Here is an 18,993-nt window from a genome sequence, read left to right as displayed (position 1 = left end):
CCAGGATGGGTGGCATTGGTTACGAACATACTAATGTTAAGATGTTGTTATGATATTGTCATGATTATGAATTTCATCGTTCTCTATTGTTACAGTGATTGACTATAACACATGAGTATTACTTATGTTATGTTTTTCGATATCATCCGATGTGGACAGATATCCTAGCGGATCCTGCGGTGCATCAATAGGTGTCAGGTCGATGCTGTCCGTTACAGACGCCGCTGTTGCGGTGAGATCGACATGTTCCGGCAATGGCTGGCGATCGAGATAGGCGGACAGCACATCCTCCAACATGCCCTGTCCTTCGAACATCTGATAGGCCAGCTCGCCCAGCACGGCGTCGGACACCGTCGTAGCCGCCGGTTCGGCGCCCGTCGCCACGGGATCGTCCGCCGCCGCCGCCACGAGCGTGTCGGGTTCATGCGCAGGCTCGGTCATCGTCGCAGGCTCCGATGCCGTGGCGACCGCCGGTTCGGACGCTGACCGCGCCAGATGATGCGGTTCGTCGCTGACCGCCGCCGCATCGTCAAAGCGCAAGGTGGCATCCTCCATCGCCATCAGCGACGATATCGTGCCGGTACCGACATTGATCGTCACATCGAGCGTCGCCGTGGCGGCCACCCCATTGGGCTGCACCACCTGATAGGTGAAGCTGTCCACCAGATTGACCGTGGAATGCGCGATATTGGTGTTCGGCGTGTAGCTGTAGTGGCCGGTTTCGTTCACCGTCAGTCGGCCATAGACACCCGTGATGGTAATCGGCGTCTCGCCGACCTCCACGAAGCCGCTGCCGGTGCCGACCTTCACCACCGGGAAGGCCGTGCCGGTCACGTCATTGGCCAACAGTTCGCCCTGCGTGCCAGTGACGCCCGATACGGTGAACTGGTCGAAATGGGTGATCGACTGACCGATATAGACGTTCGATACATAGCTCGCACCCAACGCGTTGGCGCTGGATACGGTGTAGGTATAGGTGCCGGACGGCAGATCGTTGAACGTGTGCGTGATGCCCGACCCCAAGGGAAGCCCGGCAACGGATGTGGCCGAATAAGTGCCGACCGTCACGTTGGCCGCATTCTTCACCGTGATCGTATAGTTGGGCAAAACGCTCAGCAAACCGGTGCGGATAACGGTGAATGTGATGTCCGACTCGCTGTTTGCCGCAACGGTGAAACTGTTCGACTTCGATCCCACGCCGGGATTGAGAAGTATGGCCCCGGCTGTCGTGAACGTCCCGTCCAGCGCGGCCGACACGGTCTGCACCACATTCTGGTAGCGCACGGATGCGGTTGCCGTGTCGTGATTGGCGACCGGCGCGGCCGTGATGTCGGGGCTGCCGATGGCAATGGACAGGGTGGCCGTCTCCGTCTCGCCATCGCTCCGGTCGACCAGCGTATATTGGAACACGTCTGTTTTGCCGATCGCCGCGGCGCTGGCCGACGGCGTATAGCTGTAGCTGCCGTCCAGGTTGATGACTAGGCGGCCGAACGCGCCATTGACCACCGTGCCATTCGCATTGACCGCCGTCGTCACGCCGTTGACGGTCACGCTCTGGATCACGGTTTGCGGGCTGACGATGTCAACATAACCGCCCGGGCTGGGATCGGTGATGACATTGCCCTGGATCTGCTGCGGCACGATCCCGCCGATATCGGTGAAATCGGAATCGGTCCCCGCTACGTTGAGCGCCCCGAGCAGGCCCACGCCCAATGTGCCATCGAACGTCACGAAGGCGCGATACTGGCCGGGCGCCAGCGTTTCAGTGCTGACCAGATCCCCGTTCAGCAGGCTCAGTTGCAGCACGGATGCCCCGCTGCCACCGCCCACGGCCACCCATTGGGTGCCGTTCCAACGCTGCACGCCCACGGAATAGCCGCTCAGAACGCCGATGCTGAGCAGCGCATCGTAGGTGAAGACGGCGTTCAGACTGTGTCCGTCGGCCACGGTGAACTGCACATTGGGGGTCGCCAGCACCTGCGCATCCAGGTTGAGCGCCCCTAGCGACACCAGCGCCGTATAGGTGGCGGTGCCATGATTGACGCTTGTCGACACCGGCAGCAGATCGACCAGCGCGATGGTGCTGTTGTCGAACGCGGCGATATCGAACGGTGCGCCAACGGCGGCTGGAATGGACTGGTTGCCTGCCGCGTCGGTCAGGGTGACGGTCAGATTCTGGCCGCCGATCTGCGGACTGCCCAGCGTGATCGAGAAGCGACCATCCGGTCCCACCAGTCCCGAGCCGATCACCGTACCCGTTCCATCCCGCACCTGGGCCGTGGTCCCGGCTTCGCCGATGCCCGTCAGCGTGGTGCCGGTGCCGTTGACGGCCAGGTTCGCTGGCGCAGACGGCGCCGTGATGTCGGGCGCAAGGACGCTGGTGAGGGTCGACGCATTGCCCGCCGGATCGGTCTGGAAGACCCGCACGGTTTCGCCATTGGCTTGTGCCTGGCTCAGTGTCACCGAATAGGTGCCATTGGCCGCGACCAGCGCGCTGCCGATCGCGACGCCCGCGGCGTTCGTCACCGTAACGGTGGCACCGGCTTCACCTGCACCCGTCACGACTGTTCCGGTAGGGGAAACGGTCGCCGTCGGGGCATTGGGCGCGGTCTGATCGGGCGCGGTGATAGCGATGTTCGGCGAACTGTTGCCGGCCCCGTCCGTCTGCCTGACGGTCAGTTGCTCGCCATTGAGCTGAGCGGGGCTGAGCGTTGCCGAATAGGTGCCGTTGGCCGCGACGATGGCGGTGCCCAGAACGGTGCCACCGGCATTTCTGACGGTAATCGTCGCCCCAGCCTCACCCTGTCCGTTCACCGATCCGCCATTGGCGGCGATGGCGGCGGTCGGCGCCGGGGGTGGCGTCGTATCGGGCGCGGTCAGGGGCACCTGTGGCGACACATTGCCTGCGGGGTCCGCCTGGACCAGCGTCAGCCGCTCGCCATTGGTCTGCGGACTGGACAGCGTCGCACTGTAGGTGCCGTCGCCTGCCACCAGCGCCGTGCCCAGCGTGACGCCGGCCGCATTGGTGATGCGGATGGTCGCGCCGGGTTCGCCACGGCCGGTGACTTCGACACCACCGGCAGCGACCGTGCCGGTCGGCGCGAGTGGCGCGGTGGTGTCGGGCGCAAGCGTCGTGGCCTGCGGCGACACATTGCCCGCCGCATCGGCCTGCCTGATGCCCAGCGTCTGTCCGTTGGTCTGCGCCGTGGTCAACGTCGCGCTATAGGTGCCATTGGCGGCGACCGTGGCGATGCCGATCACCGTCCCGCCCGGATCGGTGATCCGGATCGTCGCGCCCGCCTCACCCGTGCCGTTCACGACCGTCCCGTCGGACGTCACCGTGCCCGTAGGCGCGACAGGCGGCGTGCTGTCAGGCGCGATCGTCGGCACCCGTGGCGACACATTGCCCGCACCATCCGTCTGGGTGATGCCCAGCGTCTGGCCGTTGGTCTGCGCCGTGGTCAACGTCGCGTTATAGGTGCCGTCCCCGGCCACCAGCGCAGTCCCGATCACCGTCCCCGACGGGTCCGTGATGCGGATCGTCGCACCCGCTTCGCCCGTGCCGGTCACAGTCGTGCCGCTGGCCGACACCGTTCCTGTCGGTGCGAGCGGCGCGGTGGTGTCGGGCGCGATGGCATTGACCTGGATGGAGGGATTGTTGGCGGCGTCGGTCTGTACGATGCCCAGCGTCTGGCCATTCAACTGCGGCGGCGTGAGCGTCGCGACATAGCTGCCATTGGCGACTACCACCGCCGTGCCGATCACCGTACCAGCCGGATCGGTGATCCGGATCGTCGCGCCCACTTCGCCCGTGCCGGTCACGGTCGCGCCATTGGACGTCACCGTGCCCGTAGGTGCTGCAGGCGGCGTGATGTCGGGCGCGGCGATCGGCACCTGTGGCGACACATTGCCCGCCGGATCGGCCTGAACCAGGGTCAGCGCCTGGCCATTCGCCTGCACCGGGCTGAGCGTCACGCTATAGCTGCCGTCGCCAGCGACCACCGTCGTGCCCAGCACCGTGCCGGCCGCATTGGTGATCCGGATCGTGGCCCCGGCCTCGCCCGAGCCACTGATCGACGTACCATCGCCGGTGATGACGCCGGTCGGCGCGACAGGCGCAGTGATGTCGGGGGCGATGGCAGCGACCTGTACCGATGGATTATTGGCAGAGTCCGTCTGGACGATCCCCAGCGTCTCGCCATTCACCTGCGCTGGCGTCAGTGTCGCGACATAGCTGCCATTGGCGGCCACGATCGCCGTGCCGATCACCGTGCCTGACGGATCCGTGATGCGGATCGTCGCACCGGCTTCGCCCGTGCCCGTCATCGTCGCGCCATCGGACGTGACCGTGCCTGTAGGTGCAGCGGGCGGCGTGATGTCGGGCGCCGTGATCGGCACCTGCGGCGATACATTGCCTGCCGGATCGGCCTGAACCAGGGTCAGCGCCTGGCCATTGGCCTGCGCCGGGTTCAGCGTCACGCTATAGCTGCCGTCGCCAGCGACCAGCGCCGTGCCCAGCACCGTGCCGGCGGCATTGGTGATCCGGATCGTAGCCCCGGCCTCACCCGAACCGCTGATCGACGTGCCATCGCCGGTGATGACGCCGGTCGGTGCGACAGGCGCGGTGAAGTCCGGCGCGATGGCATTGACCTGCACCGACGGATTGTTGGCCGCATCGGTCTGGACGATGCCCAGCGTCTCGCCATTCACCTGCGGCGGCGTCAGCGTCGCGACATAGCTGCCATTGACCCCGACAGTGGCGGTTCCGATCTGCGCTCCTGACGGATCGGTGATGCGGATCGTCGCGCCAGCTTCGCCGGTTCCCGTCATCGTCGTACCATCCGACGTGACCGTGCCCGTGGGCGCAGCAGGCGGCGTAATGTCGGGCGCCGTGATCGGCACTTGCGGCGACACATTGCCTGCCGGATCGGCCTGGACCAGGATCAACGCTTGGCCATTGGCCTGCGCCGGGTTCAGCGTCACGCTATAGCTGCCGTCGCCGGCGACCAGCGCCGTGCCAAGGACCGTTCCGGCCGCATTGGTAACGGTGATCGTCGCGGCAGCTTCGCCCGCGCCGCTGATCTCCGTCCCATCACCCGTTATGACGCCGGTCGGGGCGATCGGCGCGGTGAAGTCCGGCGTGGGAAGGATTGCTGGACCGGACTCATTGCCCGCGCCGTCGGTCTGCGTCACGCTGATCGGCACGCCATCAATTTGCGGCGCAGCGAGCGTGATCGCAAAATGGCCCTGACCATCGACGGTCCCCGTGCCGATGGTCGTTCCATCGGTATCCCGCACCGTCACCGTCGCGCCCCGCTCCCCGAGCCGGTCACGACAGCGCCGGTCTGATCGATCTGCGCGATCGGTATGCCGGGCGCCGTTATATCCGGCGCGATCACCAGGACGGGCACCGAACTGAAGCCATCGACATCGGTCTGCACGGCCACCAATGTTTCGCCATTGCGCTGCGGCGGGTTGAGGTCGACGCTATAGTCGCCGTTCCCATCCACGATCGCGGTGCCGAGCAGAAGCCCGCCCGGCCCCCTGATGCTGACGGTCGCGCCGATCTCGCCGGTCCCGGTGACGGTTTCGCCATTGCCTGAAACCGTGGCAGTCACGGGGTCGGGCGCATCCGGGCCGTTCAGATTGGGCGCATTGACCTGAAGCTGCGGCGAATCATTCCCCGCACCATCGCTTTGTATCACGCCGAGCGGCTCGCCATGCGTCTGCGGCGGCACGAGCGTCGTCTGCCAGGTGGAATCTTCCCCGACCGTCGCGGTGCCGATCTCGAAACCGGTCGGATCGGTGATGGTAACGGTCGCGCCCGGTTCGCCCGTACCGCTGATGGATGCGCCATCGGGCGCAACGGTGGCGAACGGCACATCGGGTGGCGTGAGGTCCGGCGCGGTTATGTTGGTCGGGCCGGACACATTGACGCCATCGGACTGGGTGACGGTCAACGGCTCGCTGTTGATCTGTGGCGGCGACAAGGTGACGGTGTAATTGCCCCGCGCATTGACGATCGCGCTGCCGAGCGGCGTGCCATCGGTCGCACGCACCGCGATGATCGATCCCGCAACGCCCGTGCCCGTCACGACCCGCCCGGCGTCGTCTATATCGGCTGTCGGTACCGGTGGAGCCGTATAGTCGGGCGCCGTCACGCTGACGCTGGGCGAGGGATTGCCCGCTGCATCGCTCTGGATGACGCTGACGACCTCCCCATCGATCAAGGGCGTATCCAGCGTGACAAGATAATCACCGTTCACGTCCACCTGGGCCGTACCGATCGGCGTCCCCGCAGCGTCGGTCACGGTGACCGTCGCGCCGACCTCACCCCGGCCGCTGATCGTCGCACCATCGAGCGTGATCGTCGCGCTGGGGGCCGCAGGTGGCGTCAGGTCCGGCGCCGTAATTGGTGTGGGCACAGACGGATTGCCCACTTGGTCCAGCTGCACCACGCCCAGCGGTTCGCCATCCACCTGCGGCGTGTCCAGCCGAACCGTGAAATTACCCTGCGCATCCACCACGCCCGTGCCCAGCACCGTGCCATCGGCCGCACGGACCTCGATCACGGACCCGGCAACACCCGTGCCGCTGACGACCGACCCGGTCACCACCGATCCCGTCCCGTCGATCATCGCGGTCGGCGAGGGCGGCGGCGTATAGTCGGGTGCGGTCACGCTGGTGCCAAGCGAGGGATTGCCAGCCGCATCGCTCTGGATGACGCTCACCACCTCCCCATTGATCAAGGGCGTATCCAGCGTGACAAGATAATCACCGTTCACGTCTACCTGCGCCGTGCCGATCGGCGTTCCTGTCGCGTCGGTCACGGTGACCGTCGCGCCGACCTCACCCCGGCCGCTGATCGTCGCGCCATCGAGCGTGATCGTCGCGCTGGGCGCAGCAGGCGGCGTCAGGTCCGGCGCGGTGATCGGCGTCGGCAGCGACGGATTGCCCACCTGGTCCAGCTGCACCACGCCCAGCGGTTCGCCATCCACCTGCGGCGTGTCCAGCCGAACCGTGAAATTACCCTGCGCATCCACTACGCCGGTGCCCAGCACCGTGCCATCGGCCGCGCGCACCTCGATCGTGGACCCGGCAACGCCGGTGCCGCTGACGACCGATCCGGTCACCACCGATCCCGTCCCGTCGATCATCGCGGTCGGCGAGGGCGGCGGCGTGTAATCGGGCGCCGTCACGCTGGTGCCGAGCGAGGGATTGCCCGCAGCATCGCTCTGGATGACACTGACGACTTCCCCGTCGATCAAGGGCGTATCCAGTTCGACCAGATAGTCGCCATTGGCGTCCACCTGCGCCGTGCCAATCGGCGTCCCCGCAGCGTCGGTCACGGTGACCGTCGCGCCGACCTCACCCCGGCCGCTGATCGTCGCACCATCGAGCGTGATCGTCGCGCTGGGGGCAGCAGGTGGCGTCAGGTCCGGCGCTATAATTGGTGTGGGTACAGACGGATTGCCGACCTGGTCCAGCTGCACCACACCCAGTGGTTCGCCATCCACCTGCGGCGTGTCCAGCCGCACCGTGAAATTGCCTTGCGCATCGACCACGCCGGTGCCCAGCACCGTGCCGTCGGCGGCGCGCACCTCGATCATGGACCCGGCAACGCCGGTACCGCTGACGACCGACCCGGTCACCACCGACCCCGTCCCGTCGATCATCGCGGTCGGCGACGGCGGCGGCGTGTAATCGGGTGCCGTCACACTGGTGCCGAGTGAGGGATTGCCCGCCGTATCGCTCTGGATGACACTGACGACCTCCCCGTCGATCAATGGCGTATCCAGTTCGACCAGATAGTCGCCATTGGCGTCCACCTGCGCCGTGCCGATCGGCGTCCCCGCAGCGTCGGTCACGGTGACCGTCGCGCCGACCTCGCCCCGGCCGCTGATCGTCGCGCCATCGGACGCGATTGTCGCACTGGGCGCAGCGGGTGGCGTCAGGTCCGGCGCGGTGATCGGCGTGGGCAGCGACGGATTGCCTGCGGGGTCCACTTGAATGACGGTCAAAGCCTCGCCATCGATCAAGGCGGGCGTCAAGGTCACCGTGTAGCTGCCGTCGGGCCGTACGACATCGCTGCCGATCACAAGCCCCTGCGTATCGCGCACTTCGACTACGGCACCTGCCTCACCGCTGCCGGTCACGATGGAGCCATCGGGGGAGATGCTGGCCCCGGGCATGGCGGGCGCATCACTGTCCGGCGCGGTAAGGCTGGCGGGGAGGGATAGATTGCCTGCCGCGTCCGCCTGCGTCGCGGTCAGCGCCTGGCCGTTGGTCTGCGCGACGTCCAGCGTGGCTGAATAGGTGCCATCGCCCTGGACCGTGGTCGTTCCGATCAGCAGGCCGCCCTCATCATAGATACGAACCGTCGCGCCCGCTTCGCCGGTGCCCGTGACGGTCAGCCCGTCATCGGCGATCGTAGCGACCGGCGCATCGGGCGCCGTTCCGTCAGGCGCGGTCAGATAGGCGGGTTGCGATCCGTTGCCCGCAGCATCGGTCTGAGTAACGCTCAGCGTCTCCCCATCATTCTGTGGCGTGCTGAGCGACACGATATAGCTGCCATCGCTCCCAACCTGGCCCGTGCCCAGCACGGTACCGGCGGCATTTTTGACGGTAACCGTCGCACCGGCTTCGCCGGTTCCCACGACGCTGCTCAGCGTATCAAGAACTGCTGTAGGCGCTTGGGGTGCGGTAAAATCAGGCGCGAAAGCGAGCGTAGGGGGCGACACATTGCCCGCCGCATCGATCTGCGTGACACGCACCGTCTCGCCGTTGGTCAGCGGCTCGGCCAATGCAATGGCATAGCTGCCGTCCGCCTCGGCCGTACCGCTGCCGATCAGATTGCCATCGACATCGCGGATCTCGACCGTGGCGTTGGCCTCCGCCGTACCGGAACAGACCGATCCCTGCGCGTTCAGGCTGGCCGTCGGTGGCGCAGGCTCGTCGACATCGGCGTCCGCATCGGCATCGGCATCAGCATCAGCATCAGCATCAGCATCCGCATCAGCGTCAGCGTCAGCATCGGCATCAGCATCAGCATCCGCATCTGCATCTGCATCGGCATCCGCGTCAGCATCAGCATCCGCATCAGCGTCAGCGTCAGCATCAGCATCCGCATCTGCATCTGCATCTGCATCGGCATCCGCGTCAGCATCGGCATCAGCATCGGCATCAGCATCAGCGTCAGCGTCAGCGTCAGCGTCGGCATCAGCATCTGCATCAGCGTCAGCGTCAGCATCGGCATCAGCATCGGCATCAGCATCAGCATCGGCATCAGCATCTGCATCGGCATCAGCATCAGCATCCGCGTCAGCATCCGCGTCAGCATCGGCATCCGCATCCGCATCCGCATCCGCATCCGCATCAGCATCTGCATCTGCATCAGCATCAGCATCAGCATCAGCATCAGCATCTGCATCCGCGTCAGCATCAGCATCGGCATCGGCATCAGCGTCAGCATCAGCATCAGCATCTGCATCTGCATCTGCATCCGCATCAGCGTCAGCATCGGCATCAGCATCCGCATCGGCATCGGCATCGGCATCGGCATCTGCATCTGCATCGGCATCAGCGTCAGCGTCAGCGTCAGCGTCAGCGTCAGCGTCAGCATCGGCATCCGCATCAGCGTCAGCATCAGCGTCTGCATCCGCATCGGCATCGGCATCAGCGTCAGCATCAGCGTCTGCATCGGCATCGGCATCTGCATCAGCGTCTGCATCCGCATCGGCATCGGCATCGGCATCGGCATCGGCATCAGCGTCAGCATCTGCATCTGCATCTGCATCTGCATCTGCATCTGCATCTGCATCAGCATCCGCATCCGCATCCGCATCAGCATCAGCATCCGCGTCTGCGTCTGCGTCTGCATCGGCATCAGCATCAGCATCTGCATCTGCATCGGCATCGGCATCGGCATCGGCATCAGCATCTGCATCAGCATCAGCATCTGCATCAGCATCAGCATCAGCATCAGCATCTGCATCCGCATCCGCATCCGCATCCGCATCCGCATCAGCATCAGCATCAGCATCTGCATCTGCATCTGCATCTGCATCTGCATCAGCATCTGCATCTGCATCTGCATCCGCGTCAGCATCAGCATCAGCATCTGCATCTGCATCTGCATCAGCATCTGCATCTGCATCTGCATCAGCATCAGCATCAGCATCAGCATCAGCATCTGCATCCGCGTCAGCATCAGCATCGGCATCGGCATCAGCGTCAGCGTCAGCATCAGCGTCAGCGTCAGCATCAGCGTCAGCGTCAGCATCAGCATCAGCATCAGCGTCAGCGTCAGCATCCGCATCAGCGTCAGCGTCAGCGTCAGCATCCGCATCAGCGTCAGCATCAGCGTCTGCGTCAGCATCAGCATCAGCGTCAGCGTCTGCATCAGCGTCAGCATCAGCATCAGCATCTGCATCTGCATCCGCGTCCGATGCGCTTGCAGTCGCCACGCCAGCAACGCCTACGCCGCCGATGATGGCCGGCAATATCAGGGACGATCCCGCTGCACTGCCGCCGCTCGCAGCGCCAATGAGTTCGTCGAGGTCGTTCAACAAGGAAAAGCGCGGGAAGCGGCTTCCCGATCGGGCCAGCCACTGGTTGCCGTCGGTGTCGCGCAGCACCAGATCGTTCGTGCTGCCGTCGATCCGCTCGTAAAAATTGCCAACACGGATGATGTTGCCATCTTGCAACCGGATGATCAGATCATCGCCATTCTGCTCCAGCGCAACAATGGCCTCTCTGTCCAATTGCAGGCGGACGACGCTTGGCTCGTTCAACATGATGGCATCGACAGGGGCCTCGGCAGTGGCGCCGGTCACTTTATCGATTATTTCGGCCGCCATCGTCGATCCCTTTCGATCTGCCCTGCCGTCATGGCGCTCACCCTGGATGTGGAGAGGGCGCGCGAAGGGCTACGCAGCCGATAGAACGGACTTTATTTGATGGGCGGTACAAGGATTCCGAATTCGGATGTGATTTCACGCATTTGGCCCATGTGGCCGCACATAATTCGACGCGAAGACGGGCGCGACCTGCCATGATGTGAAAAAGGGATACTCGGCCTTATGGCGGATGCCCCTATCGCCCATGATAGCGGGCGCGGAAGGCTCAACCAAGCTTGCCGATCGACAGCGATCTGGTCATGTTCGTTTGGGATTATTTCAGGAAGAATTGGCGGAGAGGGAGGGATTCGAACCCTCGGTACCCTCTCGGGCACGCCGCATTTCGAGTGCGGTGCATTCGACCACTCTGCCACCTCTCCGCAGAAGGGTCGGCATGGCGCCGTCCCGGTCGAGGGGCGGCCATTAGCGAATGAAATCACCCTTGCCAAGCGCCCTTTCCGGTATTTTTCTTGTGTCGGCGCAAGACGCTCCTAAATTGGATGTATGAGAGACACGATTCAGATTTTCGGCGCTGGCGTCACCGCCCCGCCGATCGTCCATGCCTGCTTCAGCATCGGCGATGTGGTGCAACACCGGATGTTCGGTTTTCGCGGCGTCGTGTTCGATATCGACCCGGTCTTCGCCAATAGCGAGGAATGGTATGAAGCGATCCCGGAAACCGCGCGGCCCGACAAGGACCAGCCCTTCTATCACCTGCTCGCCGAAAATGGCGAATCCAGCTATGTCGCTTATGTCAGCCAGCAGAATCTGGTCGCCGACGACAGCGACGAGCCGATCGACCATCCCGCCATCACCGGCCTGTTCGGCGCCTATGCGGACGGCAAATATCGCCTGCGCCCGCTCCACCGCCATTAAGGGCACGGCGCCTCGCCCGCGCGCGCGCTTCGCGGCGTTGCTACTCGCCTGCGCGATGCCGACCGCCGTTCTGGCGGCGCCGCCGCCCGCCGCGATCCCGCCTGCCCGTGCGCCCAATGCCGATCCGACCTTCCCCTTCGCCAATGAAGTGGAAGCTTTTGCCAGGGCTAACAGCGCCGGAGCGCCGGTCCGCAACGCCACGCTGTTCCTGGGCAGTTCCAGCATCCGGCTGTGGGACATAGCGGGCAGCTTCACCGATATCGGCACGGTCAATCGCGGTTTCGGCGGGGCGACAACCGCCCATGTGCTGCATTATTACAAGCGCCTGCTGCCGCCCGTCCCGCCCCGCTCCGTGGTCGTCTATGTAGGCGAGAATGATCTGGCCGCCGGTACGACGCCGCAGGCCGTCTCCCGCGATATCCTGTCGCTGCTCAAGCAGCTGCGCGCCGATTATCCGCGCGCGTCGATCGCCTGGCTGTCGCTCAAGCCCAGCCCGATGCGCTGGACGCTGTGGCCCAAGATGGCGCAGGTCAACGCCGCCATCGCCGCGCGGGCAAGTTCGGGCAGCTTCGATTATATCGATGTCGGCACGGTGTTGCTGGCGCCGGACGGCTTGCCCGACGCGTCGCTGTTCCGCCCCGACGGGCTGCATATGAACGCGCGCGGCTATCAACGCTGGACCAGCCTAGTCGATGCCTGGCTGGACCATCTGCCGCCGACCGCGTCGGCGCGAAACGCCTCCTGACCCACTTTCCGATTGATCCACGACCCGGCAACATTATTACCAGTCGTTTAGGACAAATACCAAGCCAAGGGGATAAAGGGTGACAAGCGACGTGACGGGCCAGGGGGCACAGACCCATGGCATGGCCGAACTGACGCTGCGCGGGGTCATCCTTGGCGCGCTCATCACCCTGATCTTCACGGCGGCGAACGTCTATCTGGGGCTCAAGATCGGCCTGACCTTCGCCACGTCGATTCCCGCCGCCGTCATCTCCATGGCGGTGCTGCGGCTGTTCGCAACCGGCACGATCCTGGAAAACAACATCGTCCAGACCATCGCGTCGGCCGCGGGCACGCTGTCGGCCATAATCTTCGTGCTGCCGGGCCTGGTCATCATCGGCTGGTGGCAGGGCTTTCCCTATTGGCTCTCCGCCTGCACTATCGCGCTGGGCGGCATATTGGGGGTCATGTATTCGGTGCCGCTGCGCCGCGCGCTCGTGACCGGGTCCGACCTCCCCTATCCCGAAGGCGTCGCGGCCGCCGAAGTGCTCAAAGTGGGCGCCGGATCGCGCGAGGGACTGGAAGAGAACAGGCGCGGCCTGGCCGCCATCGTCGCCAGCGCGATCGCGGCCGCTGGCTTCTCCATCATCGCCAAGACGCGTATCCTGGCGGAGGAAGCCGCCACCTTCTTCAAGTTCGGGGCGGGCGCGACCTCCGTCTCCACCAGCTTTTCGATGGCGCTGATCGGCGTGGGTCATCTGGTCGGCCTGTCGGTCGGCGTCGCGATGTTCATCGGCCTGCTCATCAGCTGGGTCGGCCTGGTCCCCTATCTCACCGCTCCCTTGCCGACGGGCGCAGAGCTGTCCGATATCGTGGGCACCGCCTTCCGCATGAAGGCGCGCTTCATCGGCGCGGGCACGATCGGCGTGGCGGCGATCTGGACCCTGCTCAAAATACTCGGCCCGATCGTCAGCGGCATCCGCTCCGCGCTGGTCGCCAACGCCACCCGACGGTCCGGCAACGCCGCCAGCCTCGACATTACCGAGCGCGACCTGCCCATCTCCATCGTCGGCGGCACCATATTGGCCGCCCTGCTCCCCATCGGCGTGCTGCTCTGGATCTTTGCGCAGGGCGGCCCGATCGCCGCCAATCCGGTGCCGGTCATCGGCCTGACGCTGGTCTATGTGCTGGTCGCGGGCATCGTGATCGCGTCGGTCTGCGGCTATATGGCAGGCCTGATCGGCGCGTCGAACAGCCCGATTTCGGGCGTCGGCATCCTCGCCGTGCTGGGCGCGTCGCTGATGCTAGCCGCGATCTACGGATCGGGTAGCAATGATCCGTCGCAGACGCAGGCGCTGGTCGCCTATGCCCTGTTCACCACCGCGATCGTGTTCGGCATCGCCACCATCTCCAACGACAATCTCCAGGATCTCAAGACCGGGCAGCTAGTCGGCGCGACGCCGTGGAAGCAGCAGATCGCGCTCATCCTGGGCGTGTTGTTCGGTGCGCTGGTGATCCCGCCGGTGCTGGACCTGCTCAACAGCGCCTTCGGTTTCGCCGGAGCGCCCGGCGCGGGCAAGAATGCCCTGCCCGCCCCGCAGGCCGCGCTGATTTCGGCGCTGGCCAAGGGCGTGCTGGGCGGCGATCTCGACTGGGGCCTGATCGGCATCGGCGCGGGGATCGGTGCGGTCGTCATCCTGATCGACGAACTGCTGGGCCGCTCAGGCAAGTTGCGCCTGCCTCCGCTCGCGGTCGGCATGGGCATCTATCTGCCGATGGCACTCACCCTGCTGATCCCGGTCGGCGCGGTGGTCGGCCATTTCTACAATCGCTGGTCGCTGCGCCAGTCGAACCCCGAATTTGCCGAGCGCATGGGCGTGTTGATGGCGACCGGCTTCATCGTGGGCGAAAGCCTGTTCGGCGTCGCCTTCGCAGGGATAGTCGCCAGCACGGACAGCGACGCGCCGCTGGCGCTGGTCGCCGAAAATCCTTGGGCGGTGCCCTTATCGGTGCTGATCTTTGCAGGCGTGATCGCGGGCCTCTATGCAAAGCTCAAAAACTGGGCGAGCAGCCCGCTGGCCTGATAGATATGGCCTGACCTGTCCTAAAGGGAAGCGGAAAAGCGCCGCCATCTGTGCCTTCTAACTGTCTATGAGACAGGACATGCAGGACCGGGATGCCGATCGGGTCGATCTGAACAGCGAAGCGGCGATCCTATACTGGACCTACCGCTTCGACGTTTCGCCGGAAGAGTTGGCGGAAGCCGTCGATATCGTCGGCGACAGCATAGACGCAGTCGCTGCCTATCTGAATATGGGTCGATAGGCTCGTCTGACTCTGCAATAAAAAGGGCCGCGCACTGCGCGGCCCTTGTCTTTTGAAATGTCGTTGGGGATCGGATCAGAAATTGAACCGGATGCCACCTGTGTAGCGGCGGCCGAACCGTTCCCATTCGATCGTCTGGTTGCTGGTGCCGCCATTAGGCGTACCGGCCGCAGCCAGCAGGCTGCCCGGATCGGAGAAACGACGACCCGGATGGTTGAGCAGGTTCGACGCGTCGAAATAGATTTCGAAATTCTTCGTCACGGTATAGCGCGCCGAGAAATCCAGTTCGTCGTCATTATCCCAATAGGTATCGCCAGCATCGACCAGCGTGTCCGCAATGCTGTCCAGCCACTTGCTGCGATTCTGATATTGCAGGCGCAGCGACACGCCATATTTTTCATAATAGGCGCCGACATTATACACATAGTCGGACGTGCCGGGCAGCCGCACGTTGCGGCGCGGAACCACGACCACCCCGTTTGTGACCACGTTGGGCTTTTCGACCTTGCTATCGTTCAGGGTGATATTGGCCGAGATGCCAAAGCCACCCATGAAGTCGGGCAGGCCCAGTTCCTGCGTCCACGGCTCCAGCTGCAACTGCGCCGCCGCTTCCAGACCGACGATGCGACCGCTGCCGCCATTGACGATGCCGCTATAGGTATAGTCCGACCGATCGAAGCCGTTGCTGTTGAGTGCGGGCGAATTGAACGTGCGCGACGAGGTGTAGAGCACATCCTCGATCTTCTTGTAGAAGGTGCCGATCATCAGATAGCCCTGCGGCCGCAAATACCATTCGAAATAGGCGTCGACGCCATAGGCACGCTCCGGCTTCACCGCCGGGTTGCCACCCGAAATGCTGCCGGCCGTGTCGTTGATGACCACATTGGGACGCAGTTGGTCATAGTCGGCCCGCGCCGCGCCGCTGTTGAACGACAGGCGCAGCTTCTTGGTGTCATCGACATTATAGTTGACGTGCAGGCTGGGGAAAGCGAGCGTCTGCGATGCTTCGGCGACGATCAGGCCTGGCGTGGTGCCGACCGTACCGATGGCGCGACCCATATTCTTGATATGCTCGACACGTACGCCGCCGACGACCGAACCCCAGTCGTACCGCACCGTCCCCATCAGGAAACCGGCGAACACTTCCTCGCGCACATTGTAATTATTGCCGGTGTTGGGCGTGAAGGCGTAGGCCTGCTGCGCGGCTTCCGACGCGGCCCGCATCTTGTCCAGATCGAAATAGCGGAAAGTATAGCCCATCGGAATTTCGCCGAGGAATTTCTGCCCGGTCGAAAACTGGTTGTAGTCAGCGGGCAGGATCGTTGCCGCTTGCGCGGCGTTCAACGAAATCTGGTTCTCGTCGGCGATCTTGTTGCGGCGGTCATATTGGAAACCGGCCTTGAGCGTCGCATTGTCCAGTTCACGGGTCAGCACCAGCTTGCCGGTATAGGCCTTGGTCGTGTCGACCGCGTCCAGCACGGTGAAGCCGGTCGGCGTCTTGGCGAAATTGTCCACCGCCGTCACCTGATCGCCGGCCGTGTAGCGCGTCGCTGCGCCGGTCCCGGTCACGAGCGTGCGGAACAGGGTCAGGCGCGACCGGTTGGGGTCGGTGAAGTCATAGGCCACCGTCGGGCGCAGGTTACGCGCGGACGGGCTTTCATAGCTCGCCTCGCCCGTGACCGATCGGTCATCCTTCGATTCGGTATAATTGCCGACCCAGTTCAGTTTCCAGCCGTCGGCAAATTCATGGCTGCCTTCCAGCGTGTTGGTGAACACCGACTGGCGGAACGCGCGCAGCGTCGAACGCTGGCGGATGTCGATGCCGTAGATCGTGCCCTTCTGCGGCGTGTTGCCTGCGCAGATATCCGCATAGCCCGACGTCGTGTTGGCGGTGCTGGCGCCGCAAGCAGCGGTGCTGCTGACGAGATCGCCTTCCTTGTCGTCCAGATCGAAACGATAATTGTCGCGAGCTTCGTCGTCGGTGAAGATGGTGTAGATCGACCGCGCCGAAATCATGTTCTGATCGTCCGGCTTCCAGTCCAGACGGCCCGACACCGACCAGTTCTTGCGGGTCAGGCGATAGAGCTTATTCTCGGTTTCATGCGCCCAGAAACGCGTGCCGTTGCCGGGACGGCGGTCGCCGGTGGTCACACCATTGCCGACGCGCTCATAATCATTCTCGAAATTGTCGGTGATCATGTTGCGTTCGTAATAACTGCCCGACAGCAGCACGCCGATTTCGCCGATACCGGTGTCGAACCGGTTCGACACGATCAGATTGCCTTCATATTCTTTGCGGTCGCCCAGTTCCGCCAGGCCGCCACCGGCCTTGCCCGCCAGATGGAAGCCATCATAGTCGAACGCCGACCGAGTGATGACGTTGACGTTGCCGGCGACCGTCTCGCCCGGCATGTCGGGGGTCACCGCCTTGGACACGATGATCTTGCCCGCGATCGCGGACGGGATCGAATCGAACCGGGCGTCGCGGCCTTCGGGGCTGACGACGTTGATGCCGTCGAACGACAGGGTGGTCCAGGTCTTGGGCGACCCGCGCAGGTTGATGTAGCGCGCCTGGCCCTGGTCGCGTTCGACGCTGACGCCTGGCAGACGGCTGGTGGCCTGGGCGATATTCTGGTCGGGCAGGCGGCCCACCGAATCGGATGCGATCACGGCGACCAGCGAATCGCTGTTCTTCTGCACGTCCAGCGCGGCGGCTTCGGATTCGGCGATCGGGCGGCTGCCGGTAACGACGATGGCTTCCGCTTCTTCTTCCAGCGGCGCCTGCGCCAGCGCATCCGACGATGCCATCGCGCCGCAAGCGATGCCGCACGTCAGGGCCAGACGAACGAATTTGATACCGGCGCCGGGCCGGCTGGATGAACGCACCATGATTTCCCCCTTGAACATGCGCCGTTCGGCGCTCGATGGGGCAAGTAGGGACAACAAAAGTCAGCACCATGAAGATGGGATGACATTTCGGTTACAGCATCAAAGGCATTTCAAGCCCTTTTCGTCATTCATCTGTCATCGATCGCGTCCAATGCGCGCCCATACATAAAGGGGGACATCATGACCGGACTTCATCTTTACGGCAGCCTTGGCGCTGCCCTGCTGCTCGCGGGATGTGCGACCGCGCCTGCCGAACCGCCGCTGGCGCAGCGTATCGCCAACGCCACCCCGGCCGTCACCGTCACCGCACGCGGCGAAACCACCCCGGTGGGCACACCCAATGCCGACGCGGCGGACGATCCGGCGATCTGGCGCAACGCGGCCAACCCCGCCCAAAGTCTGATCGTGGGCACCGACAAGAAGGCGGGCCTCTATGTCTATGGCCTGGACGGCAAGACCCGCGATTTCCTGGATGCAGGCCGGGTCAACAATGTCGACCTGCGCGATGGCGTGGCGATCGGCGGCGCGCCGGGCATCCTGGTCGTCGCGAGCGACCGCAACGATGTGGCAAACGCGAAACTCGCCCTCTTCCGCCTGGACCCCGCCACCGCCAAGCTGACGGCGCTCGGCAAGGTCGATGGCGGCAAGGGCGAAGCCTATGGCGTCTGCCTGTACCGCGACGCGCAAGCGACCTACGCCTTCATCGTGTTGAAGGACGGCACGGTGAACCAGGTCGCACTTGATGCATCGGGCGCGACGCCCAGCGGCAGGATCGTCCGCACGATGAAACTGGGCACCCAGTCGGAAGGCTGCGCAGTCGATGACCGCACCGGCATCCTCTATGTGGCGGAAGAAGATGTCGGCCTTTGGCGCTTCGACGCGCGCGCGACCGGCGCGACCACGCCCACCAAGATCGCCGCGGCGGACGGCAAGAATCTGGTGATGGATGCCGAAGGCGTCGCCATCGCCCCGATCGGTGAAAAGGACGGCTATGTCCTCGTCTCCAGCCAGGGCGACAACGCCTATGTCGTCTATCGCATGCGCGACGACAGCTATGTCGGCCGCTTCCGCGTGGTCGACGGCGCCATTGGCGGGTCGGAGGAAACCGACGGTATCGACCTGATGCTGGGCGATTTCGGCCCCGCTTATCCCGGCGGGCTTTTCGTGGCGCAGGACGGCCACAACGCCGCCGCTGCGCAGAATTTCAAGCTCGTCGCCTGGGACGATATCGTCAAAGCACTGGGATTGCCCGACTAACGCACCAAGGGCGATATACCATTCC

General features: G+C 64.2%; 9 protein-coding genes, 1 tRNA gene and 2 pseudogenes. 6 read left to right on the top strand and 6 right to left on the bottom strand.

Annotation, left to right across the window (positions count from 1 at the left end; genetic code table 11):
- Positions 1-102 precede the first annotated feature (102 nt).
- From U5A82_RS06675 to U5A82_RS21705, 4 genes and pseudogenes are all read right to left on the bottom strand, one after another.
- Positions 103-5,304, bottom strand: a complete 5,202-nt coding sequence (locus U5A82_RS06675) for a BapA/Bap/LapF family large adhesin (RefSeq protein ID WP_326289603.1) — start codon at positions 5,302-5,304, stop codon at positions 103-105.
- Positions 5,301-8,888, bottom strand: a pseudogene (locus U5A82_RS06670) (Ig-like domain-containing protein); the annotation flags it as partial. The pseudogene U5A82_RS06670 and the gene U5A82_RS06675, both read right to left, overlap by 4 nt.
- 38 nt (positions 8,889-8,926) lie before the next feature.
- Positions 8,927-10,438, bottom strand: a complete 1,512-nt coding sequence (locus U5A82_RS06665) for a hypothetical protein (RefSeq protein ID WP_326293018.1) — start codon at positions 10,436-10,438, stop codon at positions 8,927-8,929.
- A gap of 142 nt (positions 10,439-10,580) precedes the next feature.
- Positions 10,581-10,796: pseudogene (locus tag U5A82_RS21705) on the bottom strand (BapA/Bap/LapF family prefix-like domain-containing protein); the annotation flags it as partial.
- Here U5A82_RS21705 and U5A82_RS06660 point away from each other — a divergent pair.
- Positions 10,701-10,943 carry a hypothetical protein gene (locus U5A82_RS06660; RefSeq protein WP_326293017.1) on the top strand — a complete coding sequence of 81 codons (243 nt, stop codon included), beginning with the start codon at positions 10,701-10,703 and terminating at the stop codon, positions 10,941-10,943. The pseudogene U5A82_RS21705 and the gene U5A82_RS06660 overlap by 96 nt on opposite strands.
- A gap of 245 nt (positions 10,944-11,188) precedes the next feature.
- On the opposite strand, the gene U5A82_RS06655 is transcribed toward U5A82_RS06660, so the two are convergent.
- A tRNA-Ser gene (locus U5A82_RS06655) sits at positions 11,189-11,278 on the bottom strand.
- A gap of 124 nt (positions 11,279-11,402) precedes the next feature.
- Here U5A82_RS06655 and hspQ point away from each other — a divergent pair.
- The 4 genes from hspQ (at position 11,403) to U5A82_RS06635 (ending at position 14,822) form a co-directional block, all read left to right on the top strand.
- Entirely contained in the window at positions 11,403-11,774 is a 372-nt protein-coding gene (gene hspQ / locus U5A82_RS06650) for a heat shock protein HspQ (RefSeq protein ID WP_326289602.1), read from the top strand.
- Complete coding sequence (locus tag U5A82_RS06645; protein WP_326289601.1) at positions 11,731-12,519, top strand: GDSL-type esterase/lipase family protein; 789 nt, start codon at positions 11,731-11,733, stop codon at positions 12,517-12,519. Before hspQ ends, U5A82_RS06645 begins: the two co-directional genes overlap by 44 nt.
- Before the next feature lie 121 nt (positions 12,520-12,640).
- Entirely contained in the window at positions 12,641-14,581 is a 1,941-nt protein-coding gene (locus tag U5A82_RS06640; protein WP_326292866.1) for an OPT family oligopeptide transporter, read from the top strand.
- Positions 14,582-14,660: 79 nt separating this feature from the next.
- Entirely contained in the window at positions 14,661-14,822 is a 162-nt protein-coding gene (locus U5A82_RS06635; protein ID WP_326289599.1) for a DUF3606 domain-containing protein, read from the top strand.
- Positions 14,823-14,897: 75 nt separating this feature from the next.
- Here the strand turns inward: U5A82_RS06635 and U5A82_RS06630 are convergent, their stop codons facing one another.
- Entirely contained in the window at positions 14,898-17,711 is a 2,814-nt protein-coding gene (locus U5A82_RS06630; RefSeq protein WP_326289598.1) for a TonB-dependent receptor, read from the bottom strand.
- Between the two features lie 180 nt (positions 17,712-17,891).
- Between U5A82_RS06630 and U5A82_RS06625 the strand changes: the two genes are divergently transcribed.
- On the top strand, positions 17,892-18,968 hold the full coding sequence (locus tag U5A82_RS06625) for a phytase (RefSeq protein ID WP_326289596.1): 1,077 nt from the start codon (positions 17,892-17,894) through the stop codon (positions 18,966-18,968).
- Positions 18,969-18,993 lie beyond the last annotated feature (25 nt).

The organism is Sphingobium sp. CR2-8, from assembly GCF_035818615.1.
Classification (GTDB): Bacteria; Pseudomonadota; Alphaproteobacteria; order Sphingomonadales; family Sphingomonadaceae; genus Sphingobium.
This window is presented reverse-complemented; position numbering and strand designations above follow the sequence as displayed.

Excerpts from the sequence above, each read along its gene's own strand:
- U5A82_RS06665 (WP_326293018.1), bottom strand. The coding sequence starts at position 10,438 with ATGCAGATGCAGATGCTGATGCTGATGCTGACGCTGATGCAGACGCTG.
- hspQ (WP_326289602.1), top strand. The coding sequence starts at position 11,403 with ATGAGAGACACGATTCAGATTTTCGGCGCTGGCGTCACCGCCCCGCCG.
- U5A82_RS06645 (WP_326289601.1), top strand. The coding sequence starts at position 11,731 with ATGCGGACGGCAAATATCGCCTGCGCCCGCTCCACCGCCATTAAGGGC.
- U5A82_RS06640 (WP_326292866.1), top strand. The coding sequence starts at position 12,641 with ATGGCCGAACTGACGCTGCGCGGGGTCATCCTTGGCGCGCTCATCACC.
- U5A82_RS06635 (WP_326289599.1), top strand. The coding sequence starts at position 14,661 with ATGCAGGACCGGGATGCCGATCGGGTCGATCTGAACAGCGAAGCGGCG.
- U5A82_RS06630 (WP_326289598.1), bottom strand. The coding sequence starts at position 17,711 with ATGGTGCGTTCATCCAGCCGGCCCGGCGCCGGTATCAAATTCGTTCGT.
- U5A82_RS06625 (WP_326289596.1), top strand. The coding sequence starts at position 17,892 with ATGACCGGACTTCATCTTTACGGCAGCCTTGGCGCTGCCCTGCTGCTC.